17 protein-coding genes are annotated in these 19073 nt (G+C 45.7%); 12 read left to right on the top strand and 5 right to left on the bottom strand.

Going from position 1 to position 19073, the window contains the following annotated elements; all coding sequences use genetic code 11:
* The first annotated feature begins 11 nt into the window (after positions 1–11).
* From BFW96_RS17485 to BFW96_RS17475, 3 genes are all read left to right on the top strand, one after another.
* Positions 12–1298: a Gfo/Idh/MocA family oxidoreductase gene (locus BFW96_RS17485; RefSeq protein ID WP_069840149.1), complete on the top strand. Its 1287-nt coding sequence runs from the start codon at positions 12–14 to the stop codon at positions 1296–1298.
* A 20-nt stretch (positions 1299–1318) separates the two neighbouring features.
* Positions 1319–1987: a YesL family protein gene (locus tag BFW96_RS17480; RefSeq protein ID WP_069840148.1), complete on the top strand. Its 669-nt coding sequence runs from the start codon at positions 1319–1321 to the stop codon at positions 1985–1987.
* Between the two features lie 67 nt (positions 1988–2054).
* Entirely contained in the window at positions 2055–2237 is a 183-nt protein-coding gene (locus BFW96_RS17475; protein WP_003223398.1) for a sporulation protein Cse60, read from the top strand.
* A 38-nt stretch (positions 2238–2275) separates the two neighbouring features.
* Here the strand turns inward: BFW96_RS17475 and opuD are convergent, their stop codons facing one another.
* Together opuD and BFW96_RS17465 are read right to left on the bottom strand one after the other, a co-directional pair.
* Positions 2276–3811 (bottom strand): glycine betaine transporter OpuD, encoded by a 1536-nt coding sequence (opuD, locus tag BFW96_RS17470; RefSeq protein WP_014665036.1) that lies wholly within the window; start codon positions 3809–3811, stop codon positions 2276–2278.
* 189 nt (positions 3812–4000) lie between these two features.
* The gene (locus BFW96_RS17465) at positions 4001–5263 is read right to left on the bottom strand and encodes a BaiN/RdsA family NAD(P)/FAD-dependent oxidoreductase (protein WP_069840204.1); all 1263 of its coding nucleotides are present in this window, start codon (positions 5261–5263) and stop codon (positions 4001–4003) included.
* Positions 5264–5465: 202 nt separating this feature from the next.
* Here BFW96_RS17465 and murJ point away from each other — a divergent pair, with 202 nt between their 5' ends.
* A complete protein-coding gene (gene murJ, locus BFW96_RS17460; RefSeq protein WP_040082102.1) occupies positions 5466–7100 on the top strand; it encodes a lipid II flippase MurJ in 1635 nt (544 codons plus the stop codon).
* A 68-nt stretch (positions 7101–7168) separates the two neighbouring features.
* On the top strand, positions 7169–7888 hold the full coding sequence (locus BFW96_RS17455; protein ID WP_069840147.1) for a pseudouridine synthase: 720 nt from the start codon (positions 7169–7171) through the stop codon (positions 7886–7888).
* Positions 7889–8006: 118 nt separating this feature from the next.
* Here the strand turns inward: BFW96_RS17455 and BFW96_RS17450 are convergent, their stop codons facing one another.
* Complete coding sequence (locus BFW96_RS17450) at positions 8007–8228, bottom strand: DeoR family transcriptional regulator (protein WP_003152337.1); 222 nt, start codon at positions 8226–8228, stop codon at positions 8007–8009.
* Positions 8229–8516: 288 nt separating this feature from the next.
* Between BFW96_RS17450 and BFW96_RS17445 the strand changes: the two genes are divergently transcribed.
* Both BFW96_RS17445 and BFW96_RS17440 read left to right on the top strand, forming a co-directional pair.
* Complete coding sequence (locus BFW96_RS17445) at positions 8517–9227, top strand: ABC transporter ATP-binding protein (protein ID WP_069840146.1); 711 nt, start codon at positions 8517–8519, stop codon at positions 9225–9227.
* The gene (locus BFW96_RS17440) at positions 9224–10381 is read left to right on the top strand and encodes an ABC transporter permease (RefSeq protein ID WP_069840145.1); all 1158 of its coding nucleotides are present in this window, start codon (positions 9224–9226) and stop codon (positions 10379–10381) included. The genes BFW96_RS17445 and BFW96_RS17440 overlap by 4 nt, the downstream gene beginning before the upstream one ends.
* Positions 10382–10420: 39 nt before the next feature.
* Here the strand turns inward: BFW96_RS17440 and pbuO are convergent, their stop codons facing one another.
* Positions 10421–11719, bottom strand: a complete 1299-nt coding sequence (pbuO, locus tag BFW96_RS17435; RefSeq protein WP_069840144.1) for a hypoxanthine/guanine permease PbuO — start codon at positions 11717–11719, stop codon at positions 10421–10423.
* Between the two features lie 96 nt (positions 11720–11815).
* Here pbuO and pepV point away from each other — a divergent pair, with 96 nt between their 5' ends.
* Complete coding sequence (gene pepV, locus BFW96_RS17430) at positions 11816–13207, top strand: dipeptidase PepV (protein WP_069150092.1); 1392 nt, start codon at positions 11816–11818, stop codon at positions 13205–13207.
* Between the two features lie 33 nt (positions 13208–13240).
* On the opposite strand, the gene cysK is transcribed toward pepV, so the two are convergent.
* Positions 13241–14176, bottom strand: coding sequence for a cysteine synthase A (cysK, locus tag BFW96_RS17425; protein ID WP_069840143.1), 936 nt, complete (start codon positions 14174–14176; stop codon positions 13241–13243).
* A 148-nt stretch (positions 14177–14324) separates the two neighbouring features.
* Between cysK and thpR the strand changes: the two genes are divergently transcribed.
* The 4 genes from thpR to pulA are packed head-to-tail and all read left to right on the top strand — an operon-like array spanning position 14325 to position 18976.
* Positions 14325–14876, top strand: a complete 552-nt coding sequence (thpR, locus tag BFW96_RS17420; protein ID WP_069840142.1) for an RNA 2',3'-cyclic phosphodiesterase — start codon at positions 14325–14327, stop codon at positions 14874–14876.
* A 25-nt stretch (positions 14877–14901) separates the two neighbouring features.
* Entirely contained in the window at positions 14902–15816 is a 915-nt protein-coding gene (locus BFW96_RS17415; RefSeq protein WP_069840141.1) for a hypothetical protein, read from the top strand.
* A 48-nt stretch (positions 15817–15864) separates the two neighbouring features.
* A complete protein-coding gene (locus BFW96_RS17410) occupies positions 15865–16794 on the top strand; it encodes a YegS/Rv2252/BmrU family lipid kinase (protein WP_069840140.1) in 930 nt (309 codons plus the stop codon).
* Positions 16795–16819: 25 nt separating this feature from the next.
* On the top strand, positions 16820–18976 hold the full coding sequence (gene pulA / locus BFW96_RS17405) for a type I pullulanase (protein WP_069840139.1): 2157 nt from the start codon (positions 16820–16822) through the stop codon (positions 18974–18976).
* Positions 18977–19073 lie beyond the last annotated feature (97 nt).

Raw genomic sequence — 19073 nt, 5'->3', positions numbered from 1 at the left:
AGGTGAGGATATTGAAGAACATCGTCTTTTGCGGATTGAGCAGCAGAGCATTCAGTATGTTTATCAAACCGCTGTTGGAGCGGTTTTCAACTCATTATGTGATTACGGGATTGCTGGATGCCGATCCGAAACGTTTTGCCGTTTGCAAAAAGAAATTTCCCGAGCTGGCCCACGTGCCCGAGTTTAGCGAAGATGCTTTTGACGAGATGATGCGCGTGTCAAAGCCTGATATCGTCATTGTGGCAGGCAGGGACGATACGCATGTCACATATATTGTGAAAAGCCTTCAGTGGGATACAGATGTAATTACTGAAAAACCAATGGTGACAACAGTGCAGGATGCGAATCGGGTGCTTGAAGCGGAGGCCAAAAGCGAAGGAAAAGTCACCGTCGCGTTTAACTATCGCTACAGCCCGTTTCATCGGAAAATAAAAGAAATGATTCTGGAAGGAGAAATAGGCAGGGTCACTTCCGTTGATTTAAATTGGTATATTGATACGTATCATGGCGCCAGCTATTTTAAACGCTGGAACCGGTCGAGACCGCTTTCCGGAGGTCTTTCGGTCCATAAATCAACGCATCATTTCGATCTCGTCAATTGGTGGCTCGGGCAAAATCCGGAGGAGGTGTTTGCTTACGGCGCCTTGAATTACTATGGGCCGGACAGTGAGTGGAACCCCTTGCCGGAAGAAGACGGGCGTTTTTGCGGGACGTGCCGGGCCAAAGAAAAATGCCATTACTATTCTAGGTGGCATCCCCGTTCCTCCAAAGCTTCTGTAAAGGATGATCATCTCCAAGCAGGAGACCAGTCCAGCTTATATACTGCATACAGGCCTGACGCGTGTATTTTTGACGAAGAAATTGACATCGAGGATACGTACGTGGCGACAGTCAAATATGATGGCGGTGCACTATTAAGCTATTCGATTTTATTTTCTGCCCCGTATGAAGGCTACCGGCTGACGATCAACGGCACAAAAGGGCGGATCGAATCAAATGAATTTCACGAACCTTCCAGAATTCCGTTTGCTTTTCCTGAGCAGACAATCGAATACTATCCGCTTTTTGAATCAAAGCAGACGATACAAGTGGTCAAAAATGAGGGAGGGCATGGCGGAGGCGATCCGCTGTTGCTTGAGGATCTTTTTTTAGGGAAAGACCCGCTTCGCCGCTATGATATTTTAGCCGGGGCTGAAGCCGGAGCCTACTCCATCGCGGTTGGTGAGGGAATGTGGCGCTCGGTTGCCGAAAAGAGGCCAATTGGGATTAAAGAGCTTTTTCAGATGCAGAATGTATAGTGCAAAAAGGAGGGACCGCCATGGAACATGATGGTTCACTGGGGCGGATGCTGCGCTTTTGCGAATGGATCATGAGATTCGCGTATACAAACTTGCTGTGGCTGTTGTTTGTATTGCTCGGTCTCGGTGTGTTTGGCATCATGCCCGCGACCGCGGCTTTATTCGCTGTCATGCGGAAGTGGATTCAAGGGCAGGACAACGTTTCGGTGCTCAAAACGTTTTGGCGGGAATACAAGGCTGAGTTTTTTCGTTCAAATCTGATTGGCGCTGTATTGGCGATCATCGGATTGATTATTTATATCGATTTGGCCTTTATTTATCCGAGCCATTTCCTTCTGCATGTTCTGCGATTCGCCATTATGATATTTGGCTTTTTGTTCGTATCCATGCTTTTTTATGTGTTTCCGCTGCTTGTCCATTTTGACTGGAAAAAACGTCTGTATGTGAAGTTTTCGCTCTTGCTCAGTGTAGCGTATTTGCAATATACGCTTGCGATGCTTGCGCTGACTGTGGCTCTCTTTTTCTTGCTTGCGTACCTGCCCGGCATTGTCACTTTTTTCAGCGTCAGCCTGATCAGCTACTGCCATATGCGAATGGTTTATGCCGTACTGTTGAAAGTGGAGAACCAAGACGGTGTGCCGCAGAAGAAACACCATACAAAGGAAGCTTTTTATCCGGAGATGAGGTGATCATCATTTCTCTATCATAACGCTGTTCCAAACGGAATAGATTGATAGAGAAAGGAGAGCGGATAAGATGCTGAAGGTGGCAGTATTTGATGAAGAACATGAAAAAGACTTACAGACGGAAATCAATTCATTTTTAAAAGGGATATCGGAGGAGCAGCTGATTGATATCAAATATACGGTTTCGGCGGCGTGCGACCCGGACGGTGAGCAGCTTTACTGTTTTTCCGCCCTTATTCTATACCGCAAATAAAAAAAGATCTTCCCGCGTGTGCGGAAAGATCTTTTTTGTTAATATGCCTTTTTCACTCTTGGACTTCTCGGTTTGTCGATTTTCTCCGCTCTTTTGATCTCTCGTCGTTCTTTTGAGAGCGATTTATAGAGAGCGGCAATCATCAGCAGGATGACGATAGAAAACGGCAGCGCTGCCAGAATGGCTGTGTTTTGCAAAGCGGAAAGACCGCCGGAATACAAGAGGACAGCAGCCATGGCAGATTGAATGATGCCCCAGCTGAATTTTACTGAATTGGCTGGGTTCAATGAGCCGTAGGTCGTCTGCATGCCGAGCACAAATGTTGCAGAGTCAGCAGACGTAATAAAGAATACAGCGATCAGGATCAGTGACAAAATAGATGTCACCATCGCCAGCGGATAATGGTCAAGTGTTCCAAACAGCATCGTTTCCGTTGACAGCTTCGCTACATTGAATGTGCCGTTCTGCTGAAGATCCATAGCCGATACGCCAAAGATAGAGAACCATAGGAACGCGAGGATACATGGTGTTACCAAGACACCGATCAAAAATTCACGGATCGTCCGTCCCCTGGATACCCGGGCGATGAAAATGCCGACAAATGGAGACCAGGAAATCCACCATGCCCAATAGAAAATCGTCCAGCCGTTAATCCATTCGCGTTTTTCAGGATCGTACGGTGTCAGTCTGAAGCTCATTTGCACGATGTTTTGAATATACTGTCCGATAGAATCTGTAAATGAGTTCATAATCAGTACGGTAGGCCCGACAAACAGCACAAACAGCATTAACAGTCCAGCTAATACCATATTGGTGTTGCTCAAATACTTAATGCCTTTTCCGAGTCCGCTCCACGCAGAAATCAAGAAAAGCACAGTAACAATGGCAATCAAAATAAATTGAACGAGAAAGTTATTTGGGATGCCAAATAAGTAACTCAATCCGCCGTTAATTTGAGTCGCCCCGATACCAAGGCTTGTGGCTACTCCGACGACTGTGGCAAAAACAGCAATACAGTCAATTAATTTGCCGATCGGACCGTTAACTTTATCGCCTAGAATCGGTGACAGCGTGCTGCTGATTAATCCTGGAGCGCCTTTTCGGAATTGGAAATAGGCAATGCATAATGCCACGACGGCATAAATGGCCCAAGCGTGCAGACCCCAGTGGAAAAACGTATAGCGGAGTGCATCTCTAAAGGCTTGGGGGGTTTCTGTTTCACCTGATGGAGAGCTAATTGCGTAATGGCTGATCGGTTCAGCCGCACCGTAGAATACCAAGCCGATTCCCATGCCTGCGCTGAACAGCATGGCGAACCATGATAATAACCCGAATTCCGGTTTCTCATCGGGTCTTCCGAGTTTAATTTTGCCGATCGGGCTGAAAATCAAAAAGAGACAGAACCCGACAAACAATGAGACAACTAAAAGATAATACCAACCAAACGTATTGGTGATAAATGCTTGTGCGGATTGGGATACGTTTTGCAGGCTGTCTGGAGAAACAACGCCCCATAATACAGCAGCAGCTGTGATCACAATCACAATCCAAAATACACTAGATATATTTTTCAAATATTCTCACCCTCTAAATTTTTTGTGTACGCCTATATCTGCTCGCAGGCTTAGTATGGTCGTACGCTGGCAGATCATTCCTCTCTTAAAATTACCCCGCAATCAGGTGAAACAAAACAAGTCTCACCCTACCATGAATGCGGAGAATTTTCAAATGTTCAGCGTTTTGTAAAAAATTGAAAAGGCTGGTCAGGAGCGGGCAAAGCGACCGGCATTGAGCCCCGCAAGCCTTCCTGTTACAAGGGCGGAGGTAATATTGTATCCTCCTGTGTAGCCATGGATATCCAGAATTTCTCCGCAAAAGTAAAGCCCCTCCATTTTTTTAGAGGCCATCTTTTTCGGGTCGATTTCTTTTACAGATACCCCGCCTCCCGTGACAAATGCCTTATCAAGCGACAGTGTGCCATTTGCGTGAACAGTAAACTGCTTGCAGTCCTTTACAAATTGTCTGAAAGGGTCCCTTGGCAGCTCAGAAAACGATACGTTCGGAGAGATGCCGTTTTTTTCGAGCAGAAATAGGAGGTAGCGCTCCTGCATCCAGGGTTTCAGCACGTTTTTAATGGCTTTTTTCGGTGCTTCCTTCAGTTCTTTAAACATCTTTTGGAAAAGCGTTTCTTCATTGATATCCGGATATAAGTCAATTCTGATCGGAACTTGGGGCTGTTTTTTCAGCTCTTTCACGACAAATTGGCTGCATCTGAGAATGGCAGGGCCTGAGAGGCCGAAATGGGTAAACAGCATGTCCATTTTATGTGTGATGATTGGTTTGCCTTTTTTATTTAACACACTGACGGCTACATCTCTTAGTGATAAGCCCTGAAGTGTTTTTTGCTTAATGAACGGTTCGCCAGAAGTGACGGGTACCTCTGTCGGAAACAGCTCTGTTATGGTATGGCCTGCGGCTTCAGCCCATTCATAGCCGTCTCCCGTGCTTCCGGTATGAGGCACACTTTTGCCGCCGACAGCGATAATGACAGCCTGGCTATGGATCATTTCGCCATTATTCGTCACAATCCCTGCCGCCTGTCCATCTTTATATATAACAGATTTAATTTTCTCGTTCGTTCTGATTGTTACACGGAGCTGCTTCAGCCTGTTTAACAGCGCGTCAACAACGCTTTGGGCTTTGTCGGTCACAGGAAACATTCTGCCGTGATCCTCTTCCTTTAATTGAATGCCAAGGTTTTCAAAAAACTTGATAATATCTTCATTATTAAATTCAGAAAACGCGCTGTATAAAAAACGCCCGTTGCCAGGGATGTGCTTGATAATTTCTTCCACAGGAAGGCGGTTTGTCACATTGCAGCGGCCGCCCCCGGAAATCGCGAGTTTCCGCCCTAATTTATTTCCTTTATCTATCAGCAAAACGCCAGCGCCCTGCTCCCCTGCTGCAATCGCAGCCATCAAGCCTGAAGGGCCTCCGCCGATTACGATTACGTCATATTGTTTCATCTTTATCATCAACTTTCTTTTCGTTTCGTATGCGGACACCCCGTCCGCAGTACTATTATAGCGAAAGAAAGCCGCTCCTTAAACGTCTTTTGCAGCGGATACGAATGTTCACAGGATTGCTTTTGTATTTATTACCGTCTAAATGCCCAGTTGTGGTAAAATAGAAAAGTTGAATCTTCGTAGAAAATGGTGATGAAGAAACATGTCAAGCAAACTGTTAAGAGGCACGTTTGTGTTAACGCTCGGTACATATATATCGCGAATTCTGGGAATGGTCTATTTAATTCCCTTCAGCATTATGGTCGGGGCGACAGGCGGTGCATTATTTCAATACGGATACAACCAATACACTTTATTTTTGAATATTGCTACGATGGGCTTTCCGGCCGCTGTTTCTAAATTTGTGTCCAAATATAATTCCAAAGGGGATTATGAGACAAGCAGAAAAATGCTCAAGGCGGGCATGTCGGTTATGCTCGTTACAGGAATGATAGCCTTTTTCATTCTGTATCTATCCGCTCCGATGTTTGCGGAAATATCGCTGGGAGGCAAGGATAATAACGGCCTGACAATTGATCATGTTGTTTATGTCATTCGCATGGTCAGCTTAGCGCTTTTGGTCGTACCGATTATGAGTCTTGTCCGCGGATTCTTCCAAGGGCATCAAATGATGGGTCCGACAGCTGTTTCCCAAGTCGTTGAACAGATTGTCCGCATCATCTTTTTATTGAGTGCGACATACCTGATTTTGAAGGTTTTCAATGGCGGCCTTGTCATCGCTGTTGGCTATGCGACCTTCGCAGCGCTGATCGGTGCCTTCGGAGGGCTGGTCGTGCTGTATATTTATTGGAACAAACGGAAGGGCAGCCTGCTGGCGATGATGCCGAATACGGGTCCGACAGCAAACTTAAGCTACAAGAAAATGTTTTTCGAGCTGTTCAGCTATGCTGCTCCGTACGTTTTTGTCGGACTAGCCATCCCTTTGTATAACTATATTGATACAAATACGTTTAACAAAGCGATGATTGAAGCCGGGCATCAAGCCATCAGCCAGGACATGCTGGCGATTCTAACCCTGTATGTGCAGAAGCTCGTGATGATCCCGGTTTCCCTTGCAACTGCTTTCGGACTGACATTAATTCCAACGATTACTGAATCGTTTACAAGCGCAAACTATAAGCTGTTAAATCAGCAGATTAACCAAACGATGCAGACGATCCTGTTTTTAATTATTCCGGCTGTTGTCGGAATCTCTCTATTGTCAGGACCGACGTATACGTTCTTTTACGGGTCAGAGAGCCTTCATCCTGAACTGGGGGCAAACATTCTGCTTTGGTATTCCCCAGTCGCGATTTTGTTCTCTTTGTTTACGGTCAACGCAGCCATTCTACAGGGCATCAATAAACAAAAATTTGCGGTTGTCAGCCTTGTGATCGGTGTCGTGATTAAGCTTGTGCTGAATGTTCCGCTAATCAAGCTGATGCAGGCTGACGGTGCGATTTTAGCGACGGCTCTTGGATATATCGCTTCACTTTTATATGGATTTATCATGATTAAGCGCCATGCAGGCTATTCGTATAAGATACTGGTTAAACGAACTGTTTTGATGCTGGTCTTATCAGCTATTATGGGTATTGCCGTGAAAATCGTACAGTGGGTATTAAGCTTCTTTATTTCCTATCAGGATGGCCAGCTGCAAGCTGCGATTGTTGTGGTAATTGCGGCCGCTGTTGGCGGTGCTGTTTACCTGTATTGCGGCTACCGGTTAGGATTTTTGCAGAAAATTTTAGGCCGCCGTTTGCCGGGTTTCTTAAAGAAAGGCAGACATGCGGGCTGATGAACAAGATATGATGAAACAGAGGGCTCGCATGCTGCGGGCTTTCTTTTATAAAGGAGAGATGAGGAATGAGACTTGATAAGCTGCTTGCCAACAGCGGGTATGGTTCCAGAAAAGAAGTCAAAGCCGTTGTGAAGGCGGGAGCCGTTATGATCGACGGCAAACCGGCCAAAGATGTAAAGGCGCACGTTGATCCTGATACACAGGAGGTTACCGTATACGGGGAACCGGTTGATTACCGTGAGTTCATTTATCTTATGATGAATAAACCGCAAGGCGTGCTGTCGGCGACCGAGGACAGCCGGCAGCAAACGGTGATCGATCTGCTGACGCCGGAGGAGATGAGATTTGAGCCATTTCCCGCCGGCAGGCTTGATAAAGATACAGAGGGCTTTTTGCTGCTCACAAATGATGGCCAGCTCGCACATCGGCTCCTTTCTCCTAAAAAGCATGTTCCAAAAACGTATAAAGTCCATTTAAAATCACAGATTTCACCGGAAGACATTTCCGATTTGGAAACGGGTGTCTACATAGAAGGCGGCTATAAAACAAAGCCGGCAAAAGCGGAAATCAAAACAAACGACAATGGCAATACTGTGATATATCTGACAATTACCGAAGGAAAATACCATCAGGTCAAGCAGATGGCAAAAGCTGTCGGCAATGAAGTGGTTTATCTGAAGCGGCTTTCGATGGGGCGCGTCTCCCTGGATCCCGCTCTGGCACCCGGAGAATACCGGGAGCTTACGGAGGAAGAACTTCATTGGCTCAATGAACCGCAAGCATGAAAAAACCCCGCATACGAATGCGGGGTTTTATTTATAAGCGCACAAAAACAAGGCTCGGAAGTTTCTTCGCCCTGTATCTATCAGGCCGCTCACAGGCGGCCCTATGTAATTTTTCAATTTATGAGGTAATCTTTACTTTCTTTCTCGTTGTCTCCCACTTGCCACGGCTTGGACTATGAACAAGATCATTATATGCCAACACATTTAAGTCTCTTTGAATCGTTCTAGGTGTAATGCCGAATTCGTCAACCAGTTCCTGCGTTGTCACAAGACCTTTTTCTTGGATAAACATGTAAACTGATTTGATTCGAGTTAGCATACGGTTTGTTGAAGGTTTCAAAAAACCACTCCCTATCATAAGATCGGATGGACTTGACTAACCACAACTCACGACTATCAACTGCGTACGAAATAGCAACAAAGGCAGACATCTGTAATTGTTAAAATAATTCGCCCTCATTATACACGATATTGCAGCAATGAATCTAGGGATAACTCCTATTAATTTTTTCCAATTCTCGTTGGGCAGCCATCCTTGTTGGATTACTATGTATTTCGGCTCAATATTATTATGCTTAAAGAAACTTTTTTTATTCTGTTTCGTAGTAAATTTTGGAGGTGGGTAAGTTTGACAAATTTACTTGAAGCTTCAATAGAACAGGCCGGGTATACAAGCCGAAAAAAAGTGCTCACCGATGTTTTTCTGGAAGTCAGAAAAGGGGAACTAGTTGGACTGATCGGAGCTAACGGCGCCGGAAAAAGCACCGCAATGAAGGCGATACTCGGCCTCTCAGAAGATTTTAAAGGGCAAATTGCCTGGAACGGCTGTTCATTTGCATATATTCCGGAGCATCCGTCCTTCTACGAAGAACTGACGCTGTGGGAGCATTTGGATCTGATCAGCACACTCCACGGCATTGAAGAGAGTGAATTTGCACAACGGGCCCAAAACCTGCTGCAGACATTTTCGCTTGATCATGTCAGGCATGAGCTGCCTGTCACCTTTTCAAAAGGCATGCAGCAAAAACTGATGCTTATCCAGGCTTTTCTCTCTAAGCCTGATATCTATGTGATTGATGAACCGTTTATCGGGCTTGATCCGATATCGACGAAACGTTTTGTGGACATGCTTAAAGCTGAAAAAGAACGGGGAGCCGGCATTCTCATGTGTACACACGTGCTCGATACCGCGGAAAAGATCTGTGACCGGTTTTACATGATTGAGAAAGGTTCTTTATTTCTCCAAGGCACGTTAAAAGATATTCAGGACAAGACCGGATTAGAGGGGCAGTCATTGCTTGACTGTTTTTATAAGGCAGTTCAAGGTGATCGGCCATGAACGGGCGTACGCTCTTTTTTCGGAGGCTGTTTGAGTATTACAGGTATCAGTTTAAGGTATTGCATGCCGTCATTGACTGGACAGTCGCTCTCTATATCGTTTTGCCGGCTTTTGCTTTTGTCGTCTATCAGTATATTGATTTGATGAACGGAAGAGGGCTTCTTTATGAGTGGTCTGAAGTGGCGGAATGGGGATGGCTGTATGCTGTGTGTGTGCTGATCATGTTTACAGGCTCGGTTCGCACATTTTTAATGGAAGCGGACAAAGTGTTTTTGCTGCAAAAGAAAGAAATAATCTATCAGTTAAAACGGTATGCGCTTTTGTATTCTTTTTTGGTCACACTGGCCAAATGGCTGCTGCTCTTTTTCATTGTCTTTCCTTTAATCAGTCATTCTGTTCACATCACATTCGCAGAAAGCGCGCTTCTAATATGTTACTTATTTGGCCTTCATATGTTCTTTTTATCCTCAAAGCAAGACAGGATCAGAAAGCCGCGCTCCATTTCGAGATGGATTGGCGATATCTTTGTCAGAGCTATTCTTTTTGCTGGTTCTGCTATCCTGATTGTTTTGACTGAGTGGCACTTGCTTGCGCTTTTAGGCATATTATTTTTGCTTTTTTCAGCCGTCCGCAGTTTGAAAAAGACAGCCACGTTTACGGCTTTTGAAGCTGAGGTGACTGAAGAGAAAAAAAGAAGGCTTGCCCTTGCAGGACTTGTGATGATGATGAGCCAGGAGGCGGGAATGCCGAAAGTAAAAGACAGGATGAGAAGAAAACCGTTATTATACCGCAATTCAAAAAGGATATTTAAAAGGCGAACGATCTGCACTGGCTATAAGGAATTGTTTTTCAAAGTCATGCTGAGGAATGGCGAGTATATGAGGGAAATGTACATGCTTTTGTCGGCCTTTACGATTTTGATTTTTGTCTCCCCGATTTGGCTGAAGGTGATAGCGCTTCTGGTTTATACAGGTGTTTGCCGTTATATCCTGACGCTTATTTTTGATAAGGTCATGGATGCCCCTTTTTTAATTGGCACCGATATGGAAAGTGATGAATATTACCGGGCCAGAAAAAGCTGTATCAACACTCTGCACTATGCGTTTGCCGCCTGCTGTTTTTTTGCGGCCGCCGTCTCTTTATTATTCACATAAAAAACCCAAACGGCTGAGCGTTTGGGTTTTCTTTATTTTTTATAAAATAAACAGCTGGATGAAAAACAGTATGGCGAAAACGATAACGAGCGGATGAATCTCTCTCCATTTTCCCCGTGCCGCTTTTACAATCGGATACGAAATAAAGCCAAGCGCGATTCCTGTAGAAATGCTCGATGTCAAAGGCATAGCCAAAATGACGAGAAACGCTGGGAATGCTTCGTCCATCTCTTTCCAGTTCATATTGGAAACTGAGCCCATCATCAGACTGCCTACAATAATCAAAGCAGGCGAGGTGATGGCAGCTATGCCGGACAAGGCGCTGACAAGCGGACTGAAAAACATTGATGCCGCAAACATCACCGCCACAGTCAAAGCTGTAAGCCCCGTTCTTCCCCCGGCTGCGACGCCTGCGGAAGATTCGATAAATGCCGTCGTCGGGCTTGTGCCGAACACAGCTCCTACTGTCGTCGCGGTTGAATCAGCAAGCAGCGCTTTTCGCACGTTCGGCAGCTTATTGTTTTTCATGAGCCCTGCTTGCTCTGCTACTCCGATCATTGTGCCTGTCGTATCAAAAATGGTGACCAATAGAAAAGAAAAGACGACAGCGTACAGGCCGTGATGAATGACGTCGCCAAAAGCGGTAAATGGATTTGAGATCATCAATCCTTCCGGCAAATGAGGAAACGACATAAATCCCTTTGAAAAATGAAGCTGTCCGGTAAAAAAGGCGATCAAAGCGGTAGCTGCCATTCCAATAAATAAAGCGCCGCTTACATTCAGCACCATCAGGACCACGCTGATCAAAAGGCCGACGAGTGTTAAAATGACACCCGGTGAATGCAGATTGCCGAGAGTAACCAGGTTTGATTCATCAGCTGCCACAATTCCCGCTTGACGCAAACCGATAAAAGCAATAAACAGCCCGATCCCTGTTGTGATCCCGTATTTTAAATTGTTTGGAATCGCTTCTATAAGTTGTTTTCTTAAAGGCGTTAACGATAGAATAATGAAGAGAACCCCTGCTGTAAATACTGCACTGAAAGCTGTTGCGTATGTGATGCCGCCATCGCTTGCGCTTACGACATGAAAGGCTAAATATGCGTTCAAGCCCATGCCGGGCGCAATAGCAATCGGATAATTTGCTGCCAGGGCCATCCACAGCGTTCCGACAATGGAGGCAATGATCGTTGCGGTGAAAACCTGGTCGAAAGGAACCCCGGCGCTAGCCAAAATGACCGGATTGACCACGACGATATAGACCATTGTGAAAAAGGTCGTCAGCCCTGCTATGATTTCTTGCTTTATGGATGTTTGCTGCTCTTTTAGATGAAACATAGTATCCTCCAATTACGAACGTTTTAACAAAACACCATTAATATTATTCGTTTTATTTGGTTTTTGCAAGTCATTTCTTGCGGAAAGGGGATCATTATGAACTGGGAAGTTGAAGTGATCAGAAGAAAAGAGGATTTAATTCGTGATACGCAGGAATTTTTGAGAATCAACAGTGTCATGGACGAAACAACCGCCGGACCCGGCAAACCGTTTGGAGAAGGGGTAAACGCCAGCCTGACTTCACTGCTGGAGCTTGGAGAAAAAGAAGGCTTTACAACAAAAAATCTTGATGGCTTCGCAGGTCATATTGAATGGGGCGAGGGCGATGACATTGTCGGCGTACTTTGCCATGTTGACGTCGTGCCGCCGGGAGACGGGTGGACGAGTGATCCGTTTTCAGCTGAAATCCGTAATGGGCGGATTTATGCAAGAGGCGCCATTGATGACAAAGGCCCGACAATGGCAGCATTCTATGCGCTGAAAATCGTAAAAGACATGAATTTGCCGCTGTCCAAGCGAGTCAGAATGATTATCGGAACAGATGAAGAAAGCGATTGGAGATGCGTAGAGCATTACTTCAAGCATGAAGAAATGCCAACACTTGGCTTTGCGCCTGACGCCGATTTTCCGATTATTAACGCGGAAAAAGGGATTATCGATGCTTCTTTACTTATCCCGCATGTCTCAAACCAAGCCGAGCCAAAGGCAGTGCTTGTCTCGTTTCAGTCAGGCCTTCGTTTGAACATGGTGCCTGACGCTGCTGAAGCCGTCATTGAAGGGCCGAAAAAAGAAGAGATTCTGTCTTCATTTAAAGACATGCTCCGCACGACGGATCAAAAAGGAGAAGCTGAAATAGAGAACGGACAGCTCATTTTGCGTATGTACGGGCTTTCCTGCCATGCGATGGAACCGAACAATGGGATCAATGCCGGCATTTTATTGTGCGAATTTCTGCAGCAGACTGAGCTTGACGATGCAGGACTGCGGTTTGTGCAAGTGGTGACAGACAAATTCTCAGGTGATACAAGAGGAAAGAAACTGAACATCGACTGTGAGGATGAAATCAGCGGTGAGCTGACATTAAACGTCGGAACACTGCGCTATAAAGAAGGGCAAGGAGGCGAGCTCGGGATTAATATCCGCTATCCTGTGACAGCAGAAAGCAAAGCAATCCGGGATGCATTCGAAAGCGCAACTGAATTTGAGCTGGGCGAATTCAAAGACAGCAAGCCGCATCACGTGTCAGCAGATCATCCGCTAGTCAAAACCCTGCAAAAGGTTTATGAAGGCCAGCTGGGTAAAAAAGCTGACTTAATCTCAATCGGCGGAGGGACGTATGCCAGATCGCTAAAAGCCGGTGTCGCCTTCGGCCCGCTGTTCCCCGGACGCCCTGACAGCGCACATCAAAAGGATGAATATATTGAAATTGATGACCTTCTTAGATCGACAGCATTATATGCGCAGGCCATTTACGAGCTTGCAAAATAAAAGGACCGGCTTCTGCTGAAGCCAGTCCTTTTTTTAAATAAATGACCATAAATCAGTTGATAAGTACCGTTCTCCTGTATCGGCTGTCATGCAGACGACAACTTTGTCAGGAGAGAGGCGTTTCGCTGTTTCGATTGCCGCGAAACAGGCAGCGCCTGATGAAGGGCCGACAAGAATTCCTTCTTCAGCTGCAAGCCGTCTTGTCGTTGTATATGCGTCTTCATCAGAGATTTTGATAATTTCATCATAAACGTCTTCATTTAAAATCGGCGGTATAAAGCCTGGGCTCGTTCCTACAAGTTTATGCGCGCCGGGTTTTCCGCCGGATAATACAGGCGAACCCGCTGGCTCAACAACATGAACCGTGATATCTGGAAAAAGCTCTTTGAGCGCCTCACCTGTTCCGGTAATGGTTCCGCCCGTTCCCGATGAGGCTACAAAAGCGCCGAGCGGTTTTCCGATTTCCTCTATTGCCCGGGCAATTTCAGGCGCCGTTGTTTTCCGGTGCGCATCAGGATTGGCAGTGTTATCGAACTGCATTGGAATATAGCTGTTCGGAATTTGTTCGGCAAGCTCCTTCGCTTTTTTAATGCTGCCCGGCATTCTTTCCTCTCCGGGAGTTAATACAACCTCTGCACCGTAAGCTTTAAGCAGGTTGATCCGTTCCTTCGTCATCGTATCAGGCATCACTAAGATTGCTTTATATCCGCGTGCTGCCGCATTCATAGCGAGCCCGATTCCGGTATTTCCGCTTGTCGGCTCTATAATAACTGATCCCGGCTTGAGCAAACCGTTTTGTTCAGCTTCTATGATCATTTGATAAGCTGCTCTGTCTTTCACACTGCCGCTCGGATTGAAAAATTCAAGCTTTAAATAGATTTGTGCCGCATTTTCCGGCTGAAGCCGGTTCAATCTCACTAGCGGTGTATCTCCTATCAGATCAGCTGTGTTTTCAACGATTTTCAACATTGTCATTCCTTTCTGAATAAAACAAGTGTCATATAATATCCTAACATAATAAACGTTTGTGCGAGAGTGTTTTCATACACTGTTCCTCTATCCGCACAGCCTCTTTATTGATAAAATAATAGCTGTTAAAGAAGGGAGTGTCAGACGGATGCCAGATATACGGCCTCATTATTTCATCGGCGTTCCCATACCTGAGGGAATTGCAAATCCGATTTACCAGGCTGCGAAAAACGAGCCGCTATTGACGTTTCAAAAATGGGTGCACCCGCTTGACTATCATATCACGTTAATTTTCCTCGGAGCGGCGGATGAGACACAAATAAAGAAGCTTGAAGGTTCGCTAGCCGAGATTGCTTCAGAAATCGATCCATTTTCAATTGAGTTTGGCAAGATAGATGTATTCGGCGACCGCAAAAGGCCGCGCGTTTTACACCTGGAGCCAAAGAAAAACAAAACGCTAGAAAGACTGAGGGAACATACGAAGCAGGCTGTGCTTCAGGCTGGCTTTCAAGTGGAAAAAAGACCGTATCATCCTCATATGACGCTGGCGAGAAAATGGACAGGCGAAGAAGGATTTCCGGCTCATGTTCCGTTTGAAAGCGGCGAGGTTTCGATGAGGGCTGAGCGGTTTTCGCTCTTTCAAATACACTTGAACCAATCACCAAAATACGAGGAAATATTCAAATTTCATTTATCTTAATTCATTGCGGAGTGGAGAAACAAACATGGCACAAATCATCAAAATTCATGATTATATATCGAGATATGAGCTTGATCCGTACCATTATATCAACCAGTTTGTACGGCTGAAAAAAGAGCGCTGGCTTTCACTGGTAGAAGCGGCGGAACGCCAGCAAGAAGAAAGGCAAGCCAGCGCTGAAGAACCGGAACCGGTGCAAAAACGAAAAAAATTTTCATTGAAAAGAAGAAAAGAAGAGATAAAAGCCGATATACAAGAAGAGAGACACCAATGGTTTGAGGATGAAGAAGATATTCATGTAAGGCTCCCAAAGAGCAGGATGGCGCTTGCTTCTTTTTATAAAAGACATTTATATGATTTTCAGCTCAAATGGGCAAGCTCTACTCTTTCAGAAATATCTCAACTCTCAAACCAGGTGAAGCAGGACCGCATTTTGCGTTATCTGACCCAACAGCTGCCCGATTCTTATTTCATTATGTATAAGCCTGTGCTGAGAATTCAGCAGGCGGCGGTTGAATTAAGCATTGTGATTATTTCTCCTCTGGAAATTTATTGCGTTTCTATTTTAGAGGGCGAGGAAGACAGTGTCTACATAGGGTCTAAAAATCGTTTTTGGGACAAGAAAACAGCCTCTCAGACTGCATCAGTGTTAAATCCGGGGCTGAGCCTGTTTCGCACGGACTCTGTTGTGTCAAAGATCGTAAAGGAAAAACAGGCCGAGATTCCGGTTCGGAAATTGCTTCTGAGCAGAACGTCGTACATCGATTACCCTGAGCCGCCATACGGCTTAGAAATTGCGGATAAGCGGAGCGCGGAAGAATGGATTGAGCGGCAGAAGAAAAACACTGCTCCGATCAAACACCATCAGGTAAAGGCTGCGAAGGCTCTATTGTCTTACTGCATGTCTGACTCCCATCGCAGACAAGAGTGGCTGGAGTAAAAGAGAACGATTTGAGCGGTTTTCTCATAACATAAGCAGGTGAGAAAGATGAGCCATTGGTTTTTTATTATTAATCCGACAGCAGGACATCGAAACGGCCTGCGTGTTTGGAAGTCCATTCAAAAGGAATTGATCAAACGAAAGGTTGAGCACCGTTCATTTTTAACTGAACATCCGGGACACGCCGAGGTGCTCGCCAGACAGATTTCAACGATACAGGAATATAAGCTGAAGCGCCTGATCGTCATTGGCGGAGACGGAACCATGCATGAAGTTGTCAACGGGCTGAAGGATGTAGACGATATTGAACTGAGCTTTGTGCCAGCGGGCGCGTATAATGATTTCTCACGGGGATTTTCTATTAAAAAAATCGACCTGATACAGGAAATTAAGAAGCTAAAGCGTCCGTTAACAAGAACCTTTCATTTAGGGAGCGTCAATTTCCTTCAGGATAAATCACAAATTCTTTATTTTATGAATCATATCGGGATTGGTTTTGACGCATATGTCAATAAAAAGGCGATGGAATTTCCGTTGAGACGGGTTTTTCTTTTTCTCCGCCTTCGATTTCTGGTGTATCCGCTTTCTCATTTGCACGCCTCAGCAACCTTTAAGCCGTTTACGTTAGCTTGTACAACGGAAGGCGAGACGCATGAATTTCATGATGTCTGGTTTGCGGTTGTATCCAACCATCCGTTTTACGGGGGAGGCATGAAGGCGGCGCCGCTAGCAAATCCCCGCGAGAAGACATTTGACATCGTAATCGTTGAAAATCAGCCGTTTTTGAAAAAATATTGGCTTTTATGTCTGATGGCATTTGGAAAACATACAAAGATGGATGGCGTTACGATGTTTAAAGCAAAAGACATTACGTTTTACACGAAGGACAAAATCCCGTTTCATGCTGACGGAGAAATCATGGGCACTACCCCGTTTCGTCTGGCATCTAGTCCTGCACCCCTCAGGATCAAAACATAAACGTGTTTGGAGGAGAGAGCTTCCGATGGTCAGCATCCGCCGCAGCTTCGAAGCGTATGTCGATGACATGAATATCATTACCGTCCTGATTCCTGCTGAACAAAAAGAAATCATTACACCGCCGTTTCGGCTTGAGACAGAAACAACAGATTTTCCTCTGGCTGTCAGGGAGGAATACTCCCTTGAAGCGAAATACAAGTACATCTGCGTACCCGACCATCCTGTGACATTTGGAAAAATCCATTTCGTCAGTGCATCCAACGGCCACAAAACCGATCTCCAAATCGGCGCGGTCATCCGGACGGCTGCATTTGATGACGAATTTTATTATGACGGAGAGCTCGGCGCCGTTTATACTGCGGATCATACCGTATTTAAAGTATGGGCGCCTGCTGCAGCCTCAGCTGCTGTCAAGCTTTCACACCCCAATAAAGGCGGGCGCACATTCCAAATGACTCGCTTGGAAAAGGGCGTCTATGCTGTTACGGTCATGGGTGACCTCCACGGGTACGAGTATGTGTTCTGCATCTGCAACAATTCAGAGTGGGCGGAAACCGTTGACCCGTATGCAAAGGCCGTGACAGTAAATGGAGAGAAGGGCGTCGTCTTGCGCCCGGATCAAATGAAATGGACTGCTCCGCTTAAGCCATTCTCAAACCCTGTGGATGCCGTCATCTATGAGACGCACCTTCGCGACTTCTCCATCCATGAAAACAGCGGCATGATCAACAAGGGAAAATACTTAGCATTAACGGAAACTGATACACAAACCGCAAATGGCAGTTCTTCTGGACTGGCGTATATAAAAGAGCTCGGTGTTACACACGTCGAGCTACTGCCGGTGAACGATTTTGCCGGAGTTGATGAAGAGAAGCCGCTTGATGCTTATAATTGGGGATATAACCCGCTTCATTTTTTTGCCCCGGAGGGAAGCTATGCCTCAAACCCTCATGATCCTCAAACGAGAAAAACAGAGCTGAAACAAATGATCAATACCCTGCATCAGCACGGTCTGCGAGTCATTCTGGATGTTGTTTTTAACCATGTGTATCATCGCGAGAATTCATCCTTTGAAAAAACAGTGCCCGGTTATTTTTTCCGGCACGACGAATTTGGGATGCCGTCAAACGGCACTGGCGTTGGCAATGATATTGCATCAGAAAGAAGGATGGCGAGAAAGTTCATTGCGGATTGCGTGGTCTATTGGCTTGAAGAATACAATGCCGACGGCTTTCGCTTCGATCTGCTCGGCATTTTAGATATTGACACCGTGCTTTATATGAAAGAGAAAGCAACTAAGGCAAAGCCCGGAATCCTGCTTTTTGGAGAAGGATGGGATCTGGCTACACCGCTGCCGCATGAACAGAAAGCTACTTTGGCGAACGCACCAAGAATGCCCGGTATCGGTTTTTTTAATGATATGTTTCGTGACGCTGTAAAAGGGAACACCTTTCACCTCATGGCAGCAGGGTTTGCACTCGGCAGCGGTGAATCAGCGCAAGCTGTTATGCACGGGATTGCCGGCTCTTCCGGATGGAAGGCATTCGCCCCGATTGTTCCGGAACCAAGCCAGTCCATCAATTATGTTGAATCACATGACAATCACACCTTTTGGGATAAAATGAGCTTCGCGCTTCCTCAAGAAAATGACAGCCGAAAGAGAAGCAGGCAAAGGCTTGCCGCCGCAATTATTTTGCTAGCCCAAGGGGTGCCGTTTATTCACAGCGGCCAGGAATTTTTCCGGACGAAGCAGGGAGTGGAAAACAGCTATCAATCCAGTGACAGCATTAACGAGCTGGACTGGGATCGGCGTGAAACATTCAAAGAAGATGTTGACTATATCCGCAGGCTGATCTCGCTGAGAAAAGCGCATCCCGCATTCCGTCTCAGGTCCGCTGCAGACATCCGGCGCCATCTTGAATGTTTGACGCTAAAAGAACACTTTATCGCATACAGGCTTTATGATCTCGACAAGGTTGACGAATGGAAAGATATCATTGTTATCCATCATGCGAGTCCGAACTCTGTCGAGTGGAGGCTGCCAAACGATAAACCATATCGGCTTTTATGTGATCCATCAGGATTTCAGCAAGACCCGCCAGAAATTAAGAAAACGGTTGCAGTAAACGGCATCGGAACAGTTATCTTATATTTAGCATCAGATCTTAAGAGTTTTGCTTGACGAAGTTTGTGCTATAGCGCTAAAATTTAAAGGACGGCTATTGATTAGCATATGAGACTCTCAATAGCTGTCTTTTTTATTTTCATACGATTCGTAC

Origin of the sequence: Bacillus sp. F56 (assembly GCF_001748205.1) — a bacterium.
Taxonomy (GTDB): domain Bacteria; phylum Bacillota; class Bacilli; order Bacillales; family Bacillaceae; genus Bacillus; species Bacillus stercoris.
This window is presented reverse-complemented; position numbering and strand designations above follow the sequence as displayed.